19 protein-coding genes and 1 tRNA gene are annotated in these 18,851 nt (G+C 35.0%); 16 read left to right on the top strand and 4 right to left on the bottom strand.

The window, feature by feature from the left end; genetic code table 11:
- Nucleotides 1-134: 134 nt before the first annotated feature.
- Nucleotides 135-1,646 (bottom strand): adenylate/guanylate cyclase domain-containing protein, encoded by a 1,512-nt coding sequence (locus ACKU4N_RS00450; protein WP_321319622.1) that lies wholly within the window; start codon nt 1,644-1,646, stop codon nt 135-137.
- 198 nt (nt 1,647-1,844) lie between these two features.
- Between ACKU4N_RS00450 and ACKU4N_RS00445 the strand changes: the two genes are divergently transcribed.
- From ACKU4N_RS00445 to ACKU4N_RS00420, 6 genes are all read left to right on the top strand, one after another.
- The gene (locus tag ACKU4N_RS00445; RefSeq protein WP_321319619.1) at nt 1,845-2,672 is read left to right on the top strand and encodes a universal stress protein; all 828 of its coding nucleotides are present in this window, start codon (nt 1,845-1,847) and stop codon (nt 2,670-2,672) included.
- An 85-nt stretch (nt 2,673-2,757) separates the two neighbouring features.
- On the top strand, nt 2,758-3,339 hold the full coding sequence (locus ACKU4N_RS00440; protein WP_321319617.1) for a non-canonical purine NTP diphosphatase: 582 nt from the start codon (nt 2,758-2,760) through the stop codon (nt 3,337-3,339).
- A gap of 56 nt (nt 3,340-3,395) precedes the next feature.
- Nucleotides 3,396-5,678 (top strand): type IX secretion system anionic LPS delivery protein PorZ, encoded by a 2,283-nt coding sequence (locus tag ACKU4N_RS00435; RefSeq protein ID WP_321319615.1) that lies wholly within the window; start codon nt 3,396-3,398, stop codon nt 5,676-5,678.
- 11 nt (nt 5,679-5,689) lie between these two features.
- Nucleotides 5,690-6,424: a DNA repair protein RecO gene (gene recO, locus ACKU4N_RS00430; protein WP_321319614.1), complete on the top strand. Its 735-nt coding sequence runs from the start codon at nt 5,690-5,692 to the stop codon at nt 6,422-6,424.
- Nucleotides 6,425-6,508: 84 nt separating this feature from the next.
- A tRNA-Arg gene (locus tag ACKU4N_RS00425) sits at nt 6,509-6,580 on the top strand.
- Between the two features lie 233 nt (nt 6,581-6,813).
- Complete coding sequence (locus ACKU4N_RS00420; protein WP_321319612.1) at nt 6,814-8,040, top strand: site-specific integrase; 1,227 nt, start codon at nt 6,814-6,816, stop codon at nt 8,038-8,040.
- 1 nt (nt 8,041) lies between these two features.
- On the opposite strand, the gene ACKU4N_RS00415 is transcribed toward ACKU4N_RS00420, so the two are convergent.
- Nucleotides 8,042-8,641, bottom strand: coding sequence for a helix-turn-helix domain-containing protein (locus tag ACKU4N_RS00415; RefSeq protein ID WP_321319611.1), 600 nt, complete (start codon nt 8,639-8,641; stop codon nt 8,042-8,044).
- Nucleotides 8,642-8,804: 163 nt separating this feature from the next.
- On the opposite strand from ACKU4N_RS00415, the gene ACKU4N_RS00410 reads away from it, so the two are divergent.
- The 10 genes from ACKU4N_RS00410 (at nt 8,805) to ACKU4N_RS00365 (ending at nt 15,425) form a co-directional block, all read left to right on the top strand.
- Entirely contained in the window at nt 8,805-8,993 is a 189-nt protein-coding gene (locus ACKU4N_RS00410; RefSeq protein ID WP_321319610.1) for a helix-turn-helix domain-containing protein, read from the top strand.
- A gap of 198 nt (nt 8,994-9,191) precedes the next feature.
- Nucleotides 9,192-10,604 (top strand): hypothetical protein, encoded by a 1,413-nt coding sequence (locus ACKU4N_RS00405; protein WP_321319609.1) that lies wholly within the window; start codon nt 9,192-9,194, stop codon nt 10,602-10,604.
- On the top strand, nt 10,594-10,932 hold the full coding sequence (locus tag ACKU4N_RS00400; RefSeq protein WP_321319606.1) for a hypothetical protein: 339 nt from the start codon (nt 10,594-10,596) through the stop codon (nt 10,930-10,932). Before ACKU4N_RS00405 ends, ACKU4N_RS00400 begins: the two co-directional genes overlap by 11 nt.
- Before the next feature lie 65 nt (nt 10,933-10,997).
- On the top strand, nt 10,998-11,192 hold the full coding sequence (locus ACKU4N_RS00395) for a helix-turn-helix domain-containing protein (protein ID WP_321319604.1): 195 nt from the start codon (nt 10,998-11,000) through the stop codon (nt 11,190-11,192).
- The gene (locus tag ACKU4N_RS00390; protein ID WP_321319602.1) at nt 11,189-11,794 is read left to right on the top strand and encodes a recombinase family protein; all 606 of its coding nucleotides are present in this window, start codon (nt 11,189-11,191) and stop codon (nt 11,792-11,794) included. The genes ACKU4N_RS00395 and ACKU4N_RS00390 overlap by 4 nt, the downstream gene beginning before the upstream one ends.
- Nucleotides 11,795-11,939: 145 nt before the next feature.
- The gene (locus ACKU4N_RS00385) at nt 11,940-12,164 is read left to right on the top strand and encodes a hypothetical protein (protein WP_321319601.1); all 225 of its coding nucleotides are present in this window, start codon (nt 11,940-11,942) and stop codon (nt 12,162-12,164) included.
- Nucleotides 12,165-12,189: 25 nt separating this feature from the next.
- A complete protein-coding gene (locus tag ACKU4N_RS00380; RefSeq protein ID WP_321319599.1) occupies nt 12,190-12,861 on the top strand; it encodes a hypothetical protein in 672 nt (223 codons plus the stop codon).
- Nucleotides 12,862-13,590: 729 nt separating this feature from the next.
- A complete protein-coding gene (locus ACKU4N_RS00375; protein WP_321319597.1) occupies nt 13,591-14,478 on the top strand; it encodes a DUF6236 family protein in 888 nt (295 codons plus the stop codon).
- A gap of 183 nt (nt 14,479-14,661) precedes the next feature.
- A complete protein-coding gene (locus ACKU4N_RS00370; protein WP_321319596.1) occupies nt 14,662-15,060 on the top strand; it encodes a HEPN domain-containing protein in 399 nt (132 codons plus the stop codon).
- Nucleotides 15,057-15,425 (top strand): hypothetical protein, encoded by a 369-nt coding sequence (locus tag ACKU4N_RS00365; RefSeq protein ID WP_321319594.1) that lies wholly within the window; start codon nt 15,057-15,059, stop codon nt 15,423-15,425. Before ACKU4N_RS00370 ends, ACKU4N_RS00365 begins: the two co-directional genes overlap by 4 nt.
- An 850-nt stretch (nt 15,426-16,275) precedes the next feature.
- Here ACKU4N_RS00365 and ACKU4N_RS00360 read toward each other — a convergent pair.
- Together ACKU4N_RS00360 and ACKU4N_RS00355 are read right to left on the bottom strand one after the other, a co-directional pair.
- A complete protein-coding gene (locus tag ACKU4N_RS00360) occupies nt 16,276-17,763 on the bottom strand; it encodes a glycoside hydrolase family 130 protein (protein WP_321319593.1) in 1,488 nt (495 codons plus the stop codon).
- A gap of 41 nt (nt 17,764-17,804) precedes the next feature.
- On the bottom strand, nt 17,805-18,815 hold the full coding sequence (locus tag ACKU4N_RS00355; protein ID WP_321319591.1) for a glycosyltransferase family 4 protein: 1,011 nt from the start codon (nt 18,813-18,815) through the stop codon (nt 17,805-17,807).
- Nucleotides 18,816-18,851 lie beyond the last annotated feature (36 nt).

Genomic DNA, 18,851 nt, shown 5'->3' with positions numbered 1-18,851 from the left:
ATCTGATGAAATACTCAAAGAGTATCATACTATTAAATTTACATCTTTTAAGGGGTAAAACAATGAAATCGAAAACAAAAACAGTATTGTTGGTTGTAATTTATAATCAGTATATCTGAAAAAATAAAAATCAATTAGATCAATTCCCGAAGTTTATCGAGCTGACGTATTTTATTTACATCTCTCATGTTGCGGGCTGTTTCTGTAAAATATTGATGGTTTTCAATAAATTTTATCTGAAGACGGTTCCAATCATCAATACTTTTAATTTTACCATGCTCTTTTAGTTCCCGGTACAGATTGCCCGAAACAGGAATAAAGTCAGTGCGGCCCAGATAATCCAAATCAGCGTCGCAAATAATCATTTCCAGATTCGTTTTAGGCTGCGGTGGAAATTTGGTTTGTATAATTAGATTGGAAATTTCGTTTATCTGCTGTTCAGAATAGAAATATTTTGGGAGTATGTGCCGGGCCATTTTTACGCTGCAATCTTCATGTTCATTATAGGAAAGAATAAAACCTGTGTCATGAAATAACGCGGCAGTCTTTATTATTAGCATTTCAGCATCGGAAATACCCTCTTTCCGACCAATTATTTCAACTTCGGTAATTACATCAATGGTATGTTTTAAATTGTGATAGTAAAGGTTCTTGGGGAGCTCATTTTCCAGTTTGGTAAGAATAGCTTCCTCCAAATCATCATAGCGAAGCATCTGAAATTGAGTTTGAAAATGCTGGTTTGGAACTAATCCTTTTAAATCGCTTGACATGTTAGGTTTGAATCCTTTAACAAAGTACATATCAATATTTCCTTTGTATTTCACAGGCATTCTACCTCTGTATTCACAAATAAAGAAATCTTTGATGAGCATATAGGTCATGCCGGAAATATTAATTTCGCTTACCGATCCCGAAGACTCCATTCTACTGGCGGTATTTACGGTATCGCCCCAAATATCGTAACTTACTTTTTTTGTGCCAACAACTCCTGCAATTACAGGGCCTGTGTGAACTCCTATCCGCAATCCCCAGATGCCTTTTTTACCTGCTTTAGAGTTTATTTTCATACTTTTCATATACTGCTGAATTTCCATAGCAGCCAAAATTACCTCAATAGGGTTTGTTCTGTTTTTATTGGGAATACCGCCGGCACACATGTATGCATCACCAACTGTTTTTATTTTTTCGATATTAAATTTCTCAACGATTGTATCGAAGTGCATAAAAAATTTGTCCAACTCATCAATCAGATCTTCCGGATTCATTTGTTCAACAATTTTTGTAAATCCATGAATATCCGAGAACAAAACGGTAACCATACGGAATCTTCGGGAGCTTACTTTTCCGGTTGATTGTAATTCTTCTGCTGTTTGCTGAGGTAATAAGTTAGAAAGAAGTTTTTCTGCTTTGTCTTTTTGCAGAATTATCTTTTGATTTTTATCGTAAAATTCATTTTCAATCTCTCTTTTCTGTTTTTTAAGTTTCCATTTATACCATAAGTACATCAAAGCAAGAAAAAATAGTTGCAAAGCAACTATTAAAATCATGTTCTCTGAAATAAAACTCAACGAGTTTTCTCCTAAATGGATTAGCAATCCCGATGAGTAATTGGTTGAATACGAAAATGCAATATTAATTAAGGACATGGGTCATTAGTTGCAAATTAAAACAAGGTAAACAATGGTAATAAAAATAGCCAAGAATTTTTAAATAATGGTCTTAAGCTGAAATTAATACGGAATAATATCAGACTTCGTTAAAATTTGTTAGTTTAGTAGAAAATGGTTAAATTGTAGCACGGTTATGTTAAAACTATTTACGACTATCCTCTTTTACTATAAACTATGGAAAACACTAAGAGATCAATACTTGTGGCGTGGGATTTTTCGGCTGTCGCAGAGTATGCATTGGAACACGCTTTGATATTTGCTGAAAATGTTGATGCAACGGTTACTTTACTTCACATTGTTAAAAAGGACTCACAGCTTGATGAAGCCAATTCAAAAATGGCCGAAGCAGTTGCGAAAATCGAAAAAGAGAGAGGAGTTCGTCCTGAGGTACTTGTTCGTGAGGGTAGTATTTTTACATCTATTAATGATATTGCTAAAGAAATGAATTCCATGTTGGTGCTTATGGGTACCCATGGTATTAAAGGCATGCAAAAGCTTACCGGTAGTTGGGCTTTGAAGGTTATTGTCGGGTCACGCGTTCCGTTTGTTGTGGTTCAGGCTCCTCCTGTTCAAAAGAAATATTCATCCGTTGTATTGCCTGTTGACTTTAAAAAGGAAAATAAGGAGAAATTGAGCTGGGCTGAATTTTTGGGTAAATTCTTTAAAGCTAAGATGCGGATTATTACACCTAAAATTCCTGAAGGTCAGATGCTTCAGAGGACAAAAGCAAATCTTGTTTTTGCTAAAAAGTATTTGGAAAACAGAGGAATTGATTATGAAATTGATACAGCTGACGGTGGCAATGATTTTGCGATGGAAACTGTGGATTTTGCGAAGAAAATCGATGCAGATATTATTTTAATCATGACTACCAAGAACATATCGTTTCAGGATTATATGTTGGGAGCACATGAGCAGTTTGTAATTGCTAATTCGGCACATATTCCTGTTATGTGTGTCAATCCGAGAACTGATCTGGCTAAATATGGCAGTTTTTATTAAAGCATGAATTTGAAATTTATATATTTGAACAACGGTTGTGTGGCCGTTGTTTTTTTATATCCTTAAATTGATAAAAAAAGTTAATATGAAGCTTGTTTTTGCAACCAACAACCTAAATAAACTGAAGGAATTACAAAACCTTTTAGGAGAAGAGATTGAACTTTTAAGTCTGGCAGATATTAATTGTGATGATGAGATTCCGGAAGATTATGAAACTCTGGAAGAAAATGCAAGTCAAAAAGCCCGTTATATCTTCGATAAATTCAAGATGAATTGCTTTGCCGATGATACGGGATTGGAAATAGAATCATTAAATAATGAACCAGGTGTTTATTCTGCACGATACGCTGGTGAAGAAAAGGATGCTAAAGCCAACATGAGAAAGGTTCTTGAGAATCTTAAAGGAATCGAAAATCGAAAATCAAGATTTAGAACTGTAATTTCTTTGCTAATTGATGGTAAGGAGATTCAGTTTGAAGGTGTAGTTGAAGGAAATATTCTTGAAAAAGAGCGAGGAATCGACGGTTTTGGTTACGATCCTATTTTTGAGCCAAGCGGATATGGCATTTCGTTTGCAGAAATGGACATGACAGAGAAAAATAAGATCAGTCACAGAGGTTTGGCCGTTCGAAAATTAGTCGATTATTTGCTAAGTATTAAGGAGTAGACTCTTTTATTTCAATTAAGAATTCATGGGCAGTTTCCTACTAATTTAAGTGTTGTATGATAGTACAGGTTCGATACATTTTCACCTTGTTATTTATATTTTTGAGCATAAGTGGTCAAAGCCAGATAAAGATAGGTGAATGGAGGGAACATTTGCCGTATCAAAAGGCAAAAAGACTGCTTGTTGGTGGTGAAAATTTGTATTGTTTAACGGAGTCCGGTTTGTTTTCATATTCTTTAAACGATAATGAAATAGCAGCTTACAGCAAAACGAAAGGTTTGTCGGAATCTGAAATTTCAGCCATTGGCTGGGAAGAGAGTTCTCAAAGTCTTTTGGTTGCTTATGCAAGTGGAAATTTGGATGTTATTACTGATGAAGGCATTCAGAATATTTCGGATATCAAAAATTTTTCCTTGATTGAGAACAAGTCTGTCAATTCAATTACGGCTAATGGTGAGTTTGTTTATTTGGGAACTGATTTTGGAATAGTGGTCATTAATTTGGATAAGATGGAAGTAGCTGATACCTATTTTATTGGTGCAGGAGGTGAAAAGTTAGTTGTTAATGATATCAAAATAAATTCATCTGCAATATGGGCAGCAACCGATCAGGGTATTTTTAAAGCAGATTTGTCTTATGGTAATTTGGCCGATTTTAACAACTGGCAGCAAGAGCAGGGTATATCTGAATACCAAAGAAAATGCGGGCATTTGCAATTTATTGATGGAGATGTTATTGTAAGTCGTTTTGTGTCCGAAACAGCAAGTGAGTTGTATCGGTACCGCAATGGCAGTTGGTCTAACTTTTCCGGAAGTCTTGATCGTATTTATTCCATTCGAAATATTAACAATAGCCTATGGGTAATTCAAGCCGGTAAAATCCGGATTTTTAATTCGAACGGGATTGAAAACGAAGTTTTGGAGTACTCGGGTATTACTGAAATGCACGATGCTTTGGTTGTTGATGGACGAACTTTTGTTGCTGATTATCAGAAATCATTACAGGAGATAATTGGGAGTAGTGCGAATCAAATTAAACCGGATGGCCCGCTGAGTCGCAATATATCCAATATTTTTTCGGCAACAGAACAAACGTGGGCAGTGGCCGGAGGTGTAACAGCTTCTTATGATGGTTCCGGAGAGAAAGCCGAATTGTTTTTGTTCGAAAATCAGAAATGGACTAATTATTCAAATGAAAATATCCCTACGTTCAGCAACAAGTCTGATTTATTGAGACTCACAAACAATAAAAGAGATCGATCGCTAATTTACGCAGCCAGCTGGGGTGACGGAATATTTGTATTTAAAGACAATGAATATCAAGTTAATTGGAATTTTGAAAATTCGCCTCTTGGCACGAAAGGGATTAGTGGGATGGATTCAGATTCGGATGGCAATCTTTGGATTTTAGATGCCAATTCATCTGCGCCGGTAAAAATTCTTTCACCTGCCGGAGAATGGACTTCATTAAGTTATTCAACCTTAGCCAATCGGGTAGATATGCAAAAAATTGTCTGCCTTAAAAATGGAGACAAATGGGTTTTAAATGCTCCCGGGCAATCTCTTTTTGCTTTTAATGAAAATCAGAGCCTTTCCAATCAAGATGATGATGCGGTGGCTTCTTTTTTAGTTCGTGATGAGAACAATTCAACAATTAGTTCGAAGGTTTATGATTTAATTGAAGATGAGAAAGGGGATGTTTGGTTGGGAACTTCAAGCGGAGTGGCTGTTTATTCGAATCCGGGTAATATCTTCAGAACCGGCAACTTTTATGCCTATCAGCCTATTATTACCATTGATGGATCTACTCAGTTTTTATTAGGAACGGAAAGTGTGAATGCAATTGCTTTGAACGGAGCCGATCAAAAATGGCTGGGAACAGCGAATTCCGGCGTTTTCCTGATTTCAGAGAACGGAGATGAACAATTGGTACATTTTACAAATGAAAACAGCCCTTTGCCTTCGAATACAATTCAGAGAATATCGGTAAACCCAGGAACAGGAGAAGTCTTTTTTGTGACTGATAAGGGAATGGTTTCTTATAAAGGTGCGGTGACTGCAGGAACAGAATCGTACAACAATCTCTATGTTTATCCGAATCCTGTTCGGGAAACCTATCACGGAGATGTTGTGGTAAGCGGTTTAATTGCAGAATCGACGGTAAAAATTACCGATATTAGCGGTAATTTGGTGATGGAAGGAAAATCGGGCGGAGGACAGTTCATTTGGGATGGGAAAAACTTCAATGGATCGCGCGTTCATACAGGCGTATATCTTATTTTCTGTTCCAATTCCGATGGATCTAAATCGAAGGTGATTAAATTACTATTCATTCATTAAATTAAATTCTGATGATTCATAAGACCAAAGGAATTGTTCTGAATCAGATTAAGTATGGCGAAACCAGCTTGATTGTTCAGGTGTATACCGAAAAGTTTGGTCGTCAGTCATACATGGTGAAAGGTGGAAGATCCAAAAAATCAAGTATGAAAAGTAACCTGTTTCGTCCGTTTTTTCTTTTGGAAATGGAAGTTTATCATCGGGAAGGAAAGAATATTCAGTCGTTAAAAGAGGTTCGGCTTTGTGAGAATCTAAACAATTTAGTTTTTGATGTGTACAAAAGCACAATGGTTCTGTTTCTTACAGAAGTATGCTCAAAAGTACTGAGGGAAGAAGAACGGAATCAGGAACTGTTTGGTTTCCTGTACAATAGCATACGTTATCTTGATCTTACCGAAGAACCTATTGGACGATTTCATTTGTATTTCTTGAGCAAGCTGACCCGTTTCCTGGGTTTTTACCCTCAGCTCAATTGGTCCGATCAAAAAGCATTTTTTGATATGGATAACGGCTTTTTTGTGGAGGAAGACAGGATACATGCACATTGTCTTGAAAAATGCTTAAGTCGAAAGCTTTATTCTTTATTCTCTACTTCAATTGATCTTTTTAAAAATTTAAAAATGAGCAAAGAAGATGGGAATGTGCTTTTGCGCGCAATTTTGAACTTTTACGCTCTTCAAATCGATGGTTTTAGCAATTTAAAATCCTTATCGGTGCTTCATGAGCTGTTTCAGGAAGAGGAATAATCTGTACCTATTTTTTATTTATTTAAAAGCTTTCTGCAATTGTTTTGTTGATTAGCAAGATTTGAATATTTTTGCATGTCTTTTGGCCCCATAGTTCAAGGGATAGAACAAGTGTTTCCTAAACACTAGATACAGGTTCGAGTCCTGTTGGGGCTACTCCGAATATATTGAGAATAATTCTTAATAATAGATTAAAGCACTAAGCCTTAAGTAGTTGAAAGACTATTTAAGGCTTTTTTTGTGTCTTGTCACCGTTTGTATGAAAGTGGATGGTGTGTAAATGAAAGCAAATTATTGTATCTTTGTAAAGTATTAAGAGTTCAAAATGGGTGTCTTTTTACAAAGTGGTACAAATTAGGGTATGCTTTTATGAAACATAAATACAAGATATGAATTTAAATTTTCAAGTACGTAACAATACTATCGTAGCACGAATTAAGCATTTTAATGTTGAAATTCAGACTAGTACAGGAATAAAGCTAAAAAAGGAGTATTGGAATATTAATGCTCAACAAATCAAAAACATTGCCAGTATTGTCAATAGGGTTGATATTAATCGCTATTTATTGGAAAGTAAAGAACGTTTTCAAAGGTTTTATTTGGAAAATCAGCCCCGAACAAAGGATGAAGTAAGAGAGCTTATCAAAAGAGCTTTATCCAATGAAAAAGAAACCAGAATCGATTTATTAAGTTTTGCTAAGTCGTTTTCTGATCAGCAAAGTAAAAAGATTAATCCCAAAACAGGTAAACCTCTTGCCAAATCGACAATCAGTAAATTTAGGTTGTTGCATGAACACTTAAGCGAGTTCAAAAATTACTGCGGTAAACCTCTGGATTTTGATAATATAGATCTTGATTTTTATTATAATTTTCTCGCCTTTCTGAAAGAAAAATATCAGTATAGTCCCAATACATTAGGCAAATACATACAGGCTTTAAAAACTCTGATGAATGAAGCTACTGCACAAGGTATAACTGATAGTAAAGGTTTTAAAAGCAATCATTTTAAAAGAATTTCGGTTGATGCAGAAAATATTTATTTAACGGATTTGGAAGTTAGGGCTATTCTAGCTGTAGATTTATCCGATAAACCGCATTTAGAGCGCTCAAGAGACATTTTTATCATCGGTTGTTATACTGGTTTGCGATATCAGGATATAATAAGCTTAAGCCGTGGTAGTGTGTCAGGGAATTATATAAATACGGTTCAGGCAAAAACAGGTGATCGGGTAACAATTCCAATATTGCCTCAAGTTTTAAGAATATTGGAAAAATACGATTATCAGTTTAAGTCCAATGCTAAGATCAATGCACAATTAAAAGAGGTTTGCAAGATTGCAAAAATAAACCAAGTCGTTAGGCAAAAATCCTATGTCAAAGGTGTATTGGTTGATCAAGCATTTAAAAAATATGAGTTAGTCAGTTCTCATGCTGGTCGACGTTCTTTTGCTACAAATAGCTATCAAAAAGGAATCCCAACGGCTACCATAATGAAGATAACAGGACACCGCACCGAGAAAAGCTTTTATAAATATATCAAGTTGGATAATAAAGAGCATGCTGATATTTTGCTTAAGGCATGGCAATCTGAATGTGTTTTTAGTGTTTCAAAATAGACTATTTGAAACTTTTAAGGTGTTTTAAAATAGAAGTATTATCAATAAATTCAAAAGAATCCATTTTAACTAGTGTTTCGCTGATTAGACCATTAAGCTTCATGTTGAGATCAGTGTAATATTGGATTTTTTGTGTGATTTCAAAATGTGACTTGTCACCCATAACAGCTTCTTCTAGTATTGAAGTGTATAACGCTTTCTTTTCTGCTTCTAAGTTTTTTAATTGATTGTAATATCCGAGAGTATCATTTTCTAGAAGATCTTGCTTTAGTTCAGCGTTTGTGCCATTTTGTGTTTGCTCAATGAATTTTTGCATGGAATGAACAATGAATCTATTAGAGTTATCTAGAGCAATAACGAGCTTTAAGATGTCAATGTTTAAGGTGTTGTCTGTTGAGTGTTCTCCAAATAGTAGCCAATCAGCCGAAATATTATATTTCTCTTTAACAGCAAATATAAATTTCTGATTTAAACTATTCCTCCCCATTTCAAGCCCAGCAATATATGAAGCAGATACGCCTAATGAGTTGGCAAATTCAATTTGAGAAACTTTATTCTTATTTCTTATCTCTTTAACCCTTTCAATAATAGATGATTCCATGATAAATAGATGTTTTTATAAAGTAAAAGCGTGTATCACACATTGAAAAACACTTTAAAATACGTACATTTACAGTGTGTTACACATTCAAAATGAAATAATATTAATATAGTTGCTATTTGAAACTATAAACATGTACAAACATACACAAAAACACACACAGATGAAAGCAAAAATTGAAAGTCCGTATATGAACACTGCCGAAACACTTGACTATTTGAGAATATGTCGAAAAACTCTTTACAATTGGATTGGACAGGGTATTGTAACGGTTTATAAAATTGGTAATGCAAACCGCTTTAAACGTTCAGAGCTAGATGACGCTTTACGTCCAGTAAAACCAATTGTATAAAAATTCCTGTTTGGCAATAAAAATGAGCTATACAGAACTAATAACACAAAAAAAAGTGTTACGAATACACAGGTTTTTTCAAGCCTGTTTTTTTACGAAAATTGCTCAAATGAGTAATGGAAACGCACGTATTTGTGTTACGCATACACCATTTTTTTTGCAAATTAACTCACCACTTTTTTTACTCTTTTCTCACCCTTGATTGACTTAATTATCATAGAGCTTACTGATTTTGATACTCAGGTTTGGAATAAACACCCAAAACTGCGCTTCAATTCGCTTACTAGTGATGATTCTGGTGAGAAGATAGGAAGTAGTAAAGCTTATTATAATGGCTTGGAGTTCACTAAAGAACCCAAAGGAAAAGTCAAAATAAAAGGATCTATACACAAGTATTATAACAATGGCTTACACAATGGTGATCGCTTCACTTTTGATGATTTCGAAAAGGCTGTTAGTCAGTTGTCAGAGTTCGGTGTGGTTCCAGAAAAAGCCATTTTAAGAGGTTTTGAAATTGGTTTAAACCTTGATACTTCCAAGTCTAAAATAAATACTAAAACCTTTCTGGATAGCATTTTATATTGTGGTGGTATAGAGCGTTCTGATATGGAAATTAACGGAAAGTTAGGCTATGGGAGCAAGTTTAAAACCGCAAATGTTACTTACAAATTCTACGATAAAATGGAACAAGCTTGTTTACAATCCGAAATGCTTCGCATTGAAACCAAGTTTACCAAAATGAGAGCAGTTGAAAACTACGGAATTACATGTTTATCTGATTTGCTGGATAGAACAAAGCTTGCCAATCTGATTAGCGATAAGTATTTGAAATTCATTGATAAAACAATCTTTTTTGAATGGAATCAAATCAAGACTACCCGTAAACTTCCAACCAAATACAAAAGCAAGTTTAAGGACTTACGAAATCCCGATTGGTGGATTAAAGACCAAAGGAATAACACAAACCGCCAACGAAACAAGAAACTTCTTGAGGACTTAATAAAAACCTACGCAAAACGGGACATTAAAAACATCCTGAAAGGCATGATTTTATTGGAGATTTCAGCATTTGCACGCACAAAAAAGTGTTACGAATACACCGAATTTGAACCCTTAAAAAAATGGAACTGCTTAGATGAAAACGCACAAAAAGATGTTACGAATACACCACGTATTGTACGGTGCGATAATCACGACCAGAGGGAGGGAAAAGAGAAAAAGAAATATTGTTTGACTTGCGGAAAAGAGATAACAGGTCAGAAAAGCGATTCCAAGTATTGCAACGATCAAAGAAAATGCAGGGATAAAGCCTATAATCTGAAAGTATCCGAGAAAAGACAAGCCAAACGAAGCCAAAAGGAAAAAGAAATTATCAACCTGATTAAAGATTTAGGAAATGAATTCAACCTGATTAGAACCACCAACCCAAACCGAAAAAAGATAAAAGGAGTTCCGAGTCGAAAAACATCGATCATCGCAACCATAGGAGGAAAGAAAAGATATTACCACGGTGCCGATGCCCGTTTCTTCCTCAATGAATTTGATAAGAAAACCAAAACCGAAGTATTAACCCAATGCCCTTATGATACAAGGCTTGAACATGCACAATAATAAAATGAGTACGAAAAAAGAAAACATCATTATTGATTTAATAGAGGATAGCGTTTTGACCTCTCGAATATTTGAAAATATTGAAAAGGTTACTTCTTGTTGTGATCTAGGTTTAAAGAGTTGGTTTCCCATCACCTATTTAATGGGAATTGATCTTAGTGAAGCCATAGAAGATAATGAGCACATTATTGATGAATACTGCAAGGTATTTGAAAACTATCGCGATAAAGAAAATTCCAATAAGGATACTGCCGTTTTGATTTATAAAAAGTTTGATGATCTGGTAAACGATCATTTAAAACAGTTTCCCCTTTTAGGCGTTTTATAGGTCTAATATTTAAAGTATTTGTTTGTTTAAGTGCAGTAAATCAATTAAAGAATAGTAAAGTATAGATGGAATACAAAACAATGAACAGAAAAGAGCTTGCAATGGAATTGGATATTTCCAGATCAACTCTTGGTCGAAGAATGGAAGATTTAGACCCAAAATTTAAAGAGCAGATCAAAGGACGTTACCTACTTTTTGAAAACGAAGTAAAATACATTCATGAGCAAATTTCAGGAATGCAAAAATGGCCAACACTATGAGCAATGAAAGAAAAGCAACCTACGTACGTGTTTCAACCGAAGGACAAAACACAGGCAGACAGGAGGAAATCATACAGGGCAAAGCCTACATTGAAAAAATAAGCGGACGAATCCCCTTTAAAGAAAGAAAACAAGGCTCTAAACTTTTAGCCGATGCCAAAAACAAGGTGATTAATTACATTATTGTTGAGGACATAAACAGACTTGGCAGAGACACTTTTGACGTTCTTGAAACGATCAACACACTTATAAAGCAAGATTGTACCATTGAGATTGTCAGGCATAACCTGATCAGTAAAACCAAAGGAAAAGATAATTTCTTTTTCACTTTAATGACTGGTATTATGGCTTCAATGGCTGAAATGGATTACATGAGTAACCGAGAAGCCCAACGGCAAGGAATAGCAGTCGCAAAAGTAAAGGGCATTTATCAGCTTCATGCTGGAAAAGGAAAAATGAGCGATGAAAAATACAGAGAGCAACATTCCGACATCATTGAACTTTTAAACGATGGTAAGTCAATTCGAAATATCTCAAAATTGGTCAAGAAATCAGTTTCCACCGTTCAGCGAGTAAAAAAGTTCGTAGAGCTTGAAATCTAGTATTCATTTAAGGGTGTCAAAATGAACACACCAAATCAAGGCAAAAAGGATGCTTTTAGTATGAGCCTGACAGGGTACACTCTAAAAAGAATACAAACACGAAAAAAACAGAATTCAGGAATAAGCAAACTGCAAAAATTAAAAAATGGAATACAGAACAATGAACCGAAAAGAGCTTGCAGTGGAATTAAATATTTCCTCTTCAACTCTTAACAAAAAAATGAAAAATCTTGATCCTGTCTTTTTGGAGCATATCAAAAAACGACAATTGCTTTTTGAAAATGAAGTGAAATACATTCATGAAAATGTGGAATGGAGAGCCAAATGGGAAATTGGCATACTTGATAAAAAAACAGAATCAATAAAATAAACCAACAACTAAAAAGAATCAGAAAATGGAATGTGAAATTTGTGGAAAACCGATTGAAAATAAAAGACCCGATAGCAGATATTGTTCTACTTCTTGTATCAACAAAGCAAAACGGATGCGGGCAAAAGAGAGAGAACTGGATGAATTTGGTGATTATCCGATCATGGACATAGACAGCAGAGGAAATCATCAAATGAACCAAAACGCTTCGGCAGAATTAAGAAGCATAGAACGGGAACATTTTAATACAATCCTAAGCTTAAGAACCGAATACGGGGAAAAAATCAGAGCTTTGGAAGACACGAATCTAAAGCATGAATTCACGATTGAAAAGCTAAACGATAAATTAAATGACCAAAAGGAAAAATACACCAGAGATATTGCTGATGCCAGTACCAGCACAACCAAGGATACGGTTCATGCAATTTCTCAGATGCCGGCAATTCAATCCGTATTAGGAGCTTTTGCCAGTAATCTCATTCCAAGCAAAACAAATGCTTTGGGCGGTGTAGCAGATCAATACAATGTTCAGGAAAAACAGATTATTGATGCCATTCGAAGAATGCAACCCGATGCACAGGGCTATCTGGTACAAATGCTCTATGTATTGTTTGCAAAAACACATGAAGAGCAAATAGAAATATTCACCACCCTACAAGCCTACATGATGCAACCAGAGGAAAACGAAGATGTGTAATTGCCAGGCAATTTATATTTGTAATCGAGCCAACTGATATTTTATACTTCGGGCAATTGAGACCTGAGTAACTAAAATATTACTTGGCTTTTTTATATTCTCCGAAACGGATAAGCGATCTATTTAAGATCGGGATAAAAACTATATAAGATCTAGATAAACACCCCTTAAATCCCATTTATAATAGCTCTATTTGTAGGTTTTATTCTCTGCAAAAGCTTATTCCCCTAGATAAACGGCTATTTTCACTAGATAGGCTTGCCATGCTATCAAAAAGATTGTTTAAATAGGATAAACGATCGGGATAGAAGCGGGATAAGTGATCTAGATAGGAACTAGATAAGATCTGGATAAATACCCCTTAAGAACCCTTTACTACAACTCTATTTGTAGGTTGCATTCTCTGTAAGGGCTTATTTCCCTTGCGTAACTTTAGTTTTAACTGAATAAAAATACATTAATTATTTGTTTACAATTTAGCTTATCCCGTTATCGAGATAACAAGTTCTTTAGAATTTAATTATTAACATTTTCACTTTGATAGATTTGACAGTATGAATCTTAACTGAAAATTGATAGCTTTACTTAAATCCTACGTGTTTCTGTGTATGTGTAAAAGGTACTAACTTATGGACGTATCCGCATCGGAATTAGATATATACATTCACTTTTCTGGGAGATATAAATGAAATAGTATCAATTTTTAAATTACGGATATATTATAATTTTATGAAGAGAGGAATTATAACAAGTAGTGGAAGAATGACTAGGCAAGATTCAGATAGCGTTTCTATCAATAGTTCTATATCAGAGGAGGATCTTAATTATTATCTCCTTTATTGGGATAAAATTTTAATGCCAACAAATAATATGATTCATGTTTCTGTTAAAAACGAGGATCAATTATTAAAAACTGGATTTTTTGAGAGACCCAAAGTTAATTTTACTAATTGGTCTACTCATATGAATAAAGGTTCTTATGACCCATTTTTAATGGCTCAATCCATTGTAGCAAATGAAGTTATTCCTAATGATAAATCTTTTGATTGGACAATTCATCAAATCGGGGATCATATCGCAATTTCAAAAGATCAAAGTAAAGAATTTAATTCAATCAAGGTTGAACTCTTAAACTGTTTACCGGTTCCCAGTGGCGAAACAAATTTCCAAGACATCTTAGAATTCAAAGAAAAAAGGACTGATGAATTATTGGCTTTACATTCTACAATTGATGAGCTTTATCTGGAAATTCTAAATTCACCAGACAAAGATTTACAGTTAAGGAAAAGCATATCTGATTTTAAAATGGCTATTGCAAATATTGATACCGTTTCAAAGGAGCGATTTAAAATGCTGACTAAATATAATTTTACAACAGAACTTAATATTAATGGGCAAAATATTGCTCTTGCTTTAGGTGGCGGTGCTACATTTGATTTTTTCAGTAATGGAATGACATTACCAATAGTAACAATACTGGCTGGGCTTACCTCATTTATTAAAGTTAAAGCGAATAGGACAACTAGTGTGAAAAAAGCTGGAGAGAAGCTGAAATTAAATTTTTTAGCTGATGCAAATAAGAGACATATAGTAAAAGTTAACTCTAAAAAACACTAAATAAAATAGGGGGTTAGATGGGTGAAAGCTCTCTTTTTCGCAATTTGTTCAGTGAAAATAATACAAGAAATTACGCATGTCGGGAATTTTAAAATAATCATTCGACAGATTGTTGTTGTGAATAATAGAGATTGTGATTGTTAGAAATTTCTAGTTTTAAATGAATACAAGTATATTTGACAAATGATATCCAGAACTGACTTAAGGAAAAGAGCTAAAGCAAAGCTGAAAGATGCGGAAATATTATATCAAAATAGACGATATGATGGTGCTGTATACTTGAGTGGATATGTTATGGAATTAATTCTCAAGGCAAGAACTTGCAGGACATTAAATTGGACAGACTTTCCTGAAACTAATCGAGAGTTTCAAGAATATAGAAGTTTTAAAACTCATAATCTAGATATCTTACTTTCCTTATCAGGGCTTGAATCTAAAATTAAAATCTATCATTTTGTTGATTGGAGTAATGTGAACCAATGGAACCCAGAAATGAGATATAGCGACATTGGTAATGTTACTTCAACAGAAGCAAAAGACATGATTGATTCAATTAAGAATTTAATGGGGGTTATAAAATGAAGGAGTATATTGAAAAAATAATAGAGGTAGAAATGAATATGTCAAATGAATTGGGTAAATTCAATTTATTTGCATTATTTGAAAGAGATGATATAAAAGACAAGTGGGATGTAATAATTAGTATGCCAATTTCAGTTAATCGGAAGAATGAGATTATTAAGAAAATACATACTGAGTTTTTAAAAGAATTACCTAAAGAAGTAATAATTAAAATATCTCGGTTCGTTTTTTTTGAACCTTCTAATCCTATTGTTCAGAACTTAAATATGATGGCACACATCGAGCATGGTAGCTTTGAGGTTCGAGATTCAATGATAAATAATTTGATGATTAAACATGCCTTGGTTATTACATCTCAAAGATAATCTATACTGCACCCAATAATTTGTCAAGTAATAGTTGGGAAACTGAAATTATCAAGTTGTGTAGTTCAAATCAATTTTATTTTTGATAAATAAGTGACTTACACCAATTATAAACGAACAGATGTTCATATTTACATAGGGAAAAACAAGGGTATATTCACCTAATCGAAATCTGTCAAAGCGTTTATATTCAGCCTTTTACTGACTTTAAATTGAGTTCTGTTGGGGCTACCAAGAAAATCCTCCTAAGTACATGCTTATGAGGATTTTTACTTTTGGATCTCAAAGCGCGCTTTTGTATTTGTTATTTCAAAGATTAAAATGTCTGTTTAGTTGATTATTATAGGTTTGTTAAATTGGAATTTGAGGATCGATGATAAAGATACTCCCGCTTGTGCACGATTGTATCGGTTTCATAAAATTTGCTGGCAAACTGTCATCATGCAAATTGGAAACAGGAATTTCTGTTGGCAAAAATACTCTCAGTGATTAAAACTGGCTGAAACCATGTGGCAAAATGCTCCCGACGAGCAGACTTGGGTAAAACCAAGCGGCAAAATGCTCCCGACGATCAAATTTGAACAAAACCATGCGGCAATGTCCTCTCGATCACCAATAGGTAATGTTTTCCGTTGGCAAACTGCTCTCGACGACCAAACTTGAGTAAAACCACGTGGTAAACACTTCAAACTGAAGGTCAATTGCTCCAAACTCCTAAAGGGGCTTACCTGCAGGAATTTTAGGAAGAGGTTAGAGGCAGCTGTTTTTTTTTGAAGTTCCCTTTAAGGGATTTAGGGGTAGAAGAGAATCAAAGCGCTGAATGTTAATTGCTTCAAGTCCCTTCAGGGATTTAGGGTTTATCCTCTTGCTTGTGAAATTTCATACAGGAAAGTAAGTCGTTCACTTCAATAGTTGCAATGCCTGATGATATATCAGACATGGCGTAAGGAATTATTAGTTTATGATTGTATATTAATCCTCCACAAGAATAAATAACATTCGGAACATAACCTTCCCGTTCTTCTTCGTTGGGCGTGAGTAATGGTTCTTCAAGCTGAGCAATTATTTTTGATGGATCATCAAGATCGAGCAGGATAGCGCCTATGGAATATTGACGCATAGGTCCAACGCCATGAGTAAGCACCAGCCAGCCTTCTTTAATTTCTATGGGCGATCCACAATTTCCTATCTGTATAAACTCCCACGGTTTTGTAGGTTCTTGAATGATTTTAGACTCCTGCCAAAAATGCAGATGATCCGAAAACATGATGTGATTGTTTTCTCCGTCCTGGCGGGATAGCATAACATACCGACCTTTTATTTTCCGGGGAAATAATGCCATGCCTTTGTTCTGAACAGCCTTACCATTTAAAGTGATAACATTAAAATTGAGAAAATCTTTTGTTTCTATCAGTTGAGGAAGAATACTTACCCCATTGTAAGCTGTGTAGGTTGCATAGTATATGGTTTCGTCATCTTCATTATGAAATTTAACAAACCGGGCATCCTCAATACCTCTGTTTTCATTTTCGGAATAGGGAAATATTACGCGCTCCGAAACCCCGCAATTTTCATCAAACTGTATGTTGTAATTCGAATTTGCCAGCCAGAATAAAATTCGGATTGTTTCATCGTTACAGGTAAAATCCGGATCCATGTGAAGTACACCGATACTTACTTTTAGCTCCTGAAAAGTAAATCGGTCGGGTATTTGTTCCATTACGCGGCTGCTCGTTTCGTCCCATGCATTTAAATCTTCTAATTTAAGTTGAAACAGGTGACTGTCGTAAAAGGGGTTGTGGCGCATTTTTGATGTCTCAACAAACTCGCTTATCGGATCGAAAAAAATGGAATCGTCTTTATTGATTACACCACTTCGAAAAACGATTGATGAAATATGTCCTTCGCCCGTTGCCCGCAGGCTCATTATAAAACGAAGACAGCCTTTGGGTAAATTACTTTGATCTGGGTGAGGAATCATCGAAGGATTGAAAAGGGCAGCCGATTCAATGGAGTATTCCATGGTAAAATAAGCGCCAATGAGAACTTTTTTTATTTTACTGATGGTGATGTTGTGCGGTAAAAATTCCGAAACATTATCAAAGTGTTCCATCATTTGCTGCTCAATATTTTTGTGTCTGTCATTAAACTGATCACAAATTGTATGCATTAATTTCCCGGCTTCCTCTTCGCTAAGCTTTAAAACCCGATCAATTATATGATCGATACGCCATAAGCCGCCTGGTATATGTGCACGGGTAATTACCCGCGATGAATCGCGCATTAATTTTATTGTTTTTCGACTAATAAGTTTGCTGATTTCCACTGCCTTTTCCATCTGTGTATTCCTTATTGGTTAGTGTTCTTAGTAAAATGCGACTACCTCTCTAGAATTTTACCATAAACCTCTAAATAGCCTTCTATCATTTTTTTCTGTGTAAATTTTGATTCTGCCCATTTCTTGCAATAAGCTCTGCTTAGCAGTTGAATTGAATCAACAGCAAACACAGCTTCTTCAATGGTATTTACCAAAAAGCCCGATTGGCTGTCATTTATTAATTCCGGCATCGATCCTCTGTTAAATGCAATTACAGGTGTTCCGCACAGCATCGATTCAGCAACGCTTAGTCCGAAGGGTTCGTTAAAGCTTATTGGATGCAGCAGTGCAAAAGCTTCGCCCAAAAGTTTATTTCTTTCATTCGGATTTGAATTGCCAACATACACAACAGCATCATTATCAATAAAAGGTTTTACCTTCTTGTTAAAATAGTCCTGATCTTGTATTAATCCCGAAATAATCAGTTTTCTTCCTGCTTTCTTAGCTATCTGAATGGATTCAGATGTGCCTTTTTCAGGATGTATTCGGCCAAAAAACAGTAAATATTCCTTCGGATTCGGATTAAAAATAAAGTCAGAAGATTTTATTCCGTTGTAAACAGTTGCGATGTAATCGAGTTCAGAACTGCGGTCGGAATTGCTGATAGAGACGTAAAAATTATTCTTGTTGTATTTTTTATAGACAGGAATAATTTTCGGTGACGAAAACCCATGAATGGTTGTTAGCATGGGTGTTTTAATTAGTTTGGAATAACTAAGTGGCAGAAAATCATAGTTGTTGTGTATCAGGTCAAACCGGTCGGCCTGCTCCATTAAATTGCTGATGTGCAGGCATTCCCAAACTTTTGGATCTATATTGCTGTTTTCGGCATAAGCAGTCTCCGAGATGTATTCCAATTTGCCTTTAGTATTCGAGTTTCCTGTTGCAAATAGTGTCACATCAATTCCCTTTTCAACAAGCCCTTCGGCGATATTTGAAGCTACTTGTTCCCACGGGCCATAATTTATTGGTGGCGTTCTCCATGCAATAGGCGATAAAATGGCTATTTTCATGAGCTTGTAAAGGTTTGGGTGGATTGTGTAAACAAT

It is taken from the genome of Labilibaculum sp. (assembly GCF_963664555.1).
In the GTDB taxonomy this organism is placed as follows: Bacteria; Bacteroidota; Bacteroidia; order Bacteroidales; family Marinifilaceae; genus Labilibaculum.
Note: the sequence above shows the minus strand (reverse complement) of the source record. Positions and strands in the feature narration are given on the sequence as shown.

Excerpts from the sequence above, each read along its gene's own strand:
- ACKU4N_RS00450 (WP_321319622.1), bottom strand. The coding sequence starts at position 1,646 with ATGTCCTTAATTAATATTGCATTTTCGTATTCAACCAATTACTCATCG.
- ACKU4N_RS00445 (WP_321319619.1), top strand. The coding sequence starts at position 1,845 with ATGGAAAACACTAAGAGATCAATACTTGTGGCGTGGGATTTTTCGGCT.
- ACKU4N_RS00440 (WP_321319617.1), top strand. The coding sequence starts at position 2,758 with ATGAAGCTTGTTTTTGCAACCAACAACCTAAATAAACTGAAGGAATTA.
- ACKU4N_RS00435 (WP_321319615.1), top strand. The coding sequence starts at position 3,396 with ATGATAGTACAGGTTCGATACATTTTCACCTTGTTATTTATATTTTTG.
- recO (WP_321319614.1), top strand. The coding sequence starts at position 5,690 with ATGATTCATAAGACCAAAGGAATTGTTCTGAATCAGATTAAGTATGGC.
- ACKU4N_RS00420 (WP_321319612.1), top strand. The coding sequence starts at position 6,814 with ATGAATTTAAATTTTCAAGTACGTAACAATACTATCGTAGCACGAATT.
- ACKU4N_RS00415 (WP_321319611.1), bottom strand. The coding sequence starts at position 8,641 with ATGGAATCATCTATTATTGAAAGGGTTAAAGAGATAAGAAATAAGAAT.
- ACKU4N_RS00410 (WP_321319610.1), top strand. The coding sequence starts at position 8,805 with ATGAAAGCAAAAATTGAAAGTCCGTATATGAACACTGCCGAAACACTT.
- ACKU4N_RS00400 (WP_321319606.1), top strand. The coding sequence starts at position 10,594 with ATGCACAATAATAAAATGAGTACGAAAAAAGAAAACATCATTATTGAT.
- ACKU4N_RS00395 (WP_321319604.1), top strand. The coding sequence starts at position 10,998 with ATGGAATACAAAACAATGAACAGAAAAGAGCTTGCAATGGAATTGGAT.
- ACKU4N_RS00390 (WP_321319602.1), top strand. The coding sequence starts at position 11,189 with ATGAGCAATGAAAGAAAAGCAACCTACGTACGTGTTTCAACCGAAGGA.
- ACKU4N_RS00385 (WP_321319601.1), top strand. The coding sequence starts at position 11,940 with ATGGAATACAGAACAATGAACCGAAAAGAGCTTGCAGTGGAATTAAAT.
- ACKU4N_RS00380 (WP_321319599.1), top strand. The coding sequence starts at position 12,190 with ATGGAATGTGAAATTTGTGGAAAACCGATTGAAAATAAAAGACCCGAT.
- ACKU4N_RS00375 (WP_321319597.1), top strand. The coding sequence starts at position 13,591 with ATGAAGAGAGGAATTATAACAAGTAGTGGAAGAATGACTAGGCAAGAT.
- ACKU4N_RS00370 (WP_321319596.1), top strand. The coding sequence starts at position 14,662 with ATGATATCCAGAACTGACTTAAGGAAAAGAGCTAAAGCAAAGCTGAAA.
- ACKU4N_RS00365 (WP_321319594.1), top strand. The coding sequence starts at position 15,057 with ATGAAGGAGTATATTGAAAAAATAATAGAGGTAGAAATGAATATGTCA.
- ACKU4N_RS00360 (WP_321319593.1), bottom strand. The coding sequence starts at position 17,763 with ATGGAAAAGGCAGTGGAAATCAGCAAACTTATTAGTCGAAAAACAATA.
- ACKU4N_RS00355 (WP_321319591.1), bottom strand. The coding sequence starts at position 18,815 with ATGAAAATAGCCATTTTATCGCCTATTGCATGGAGAACGCCACCAATA.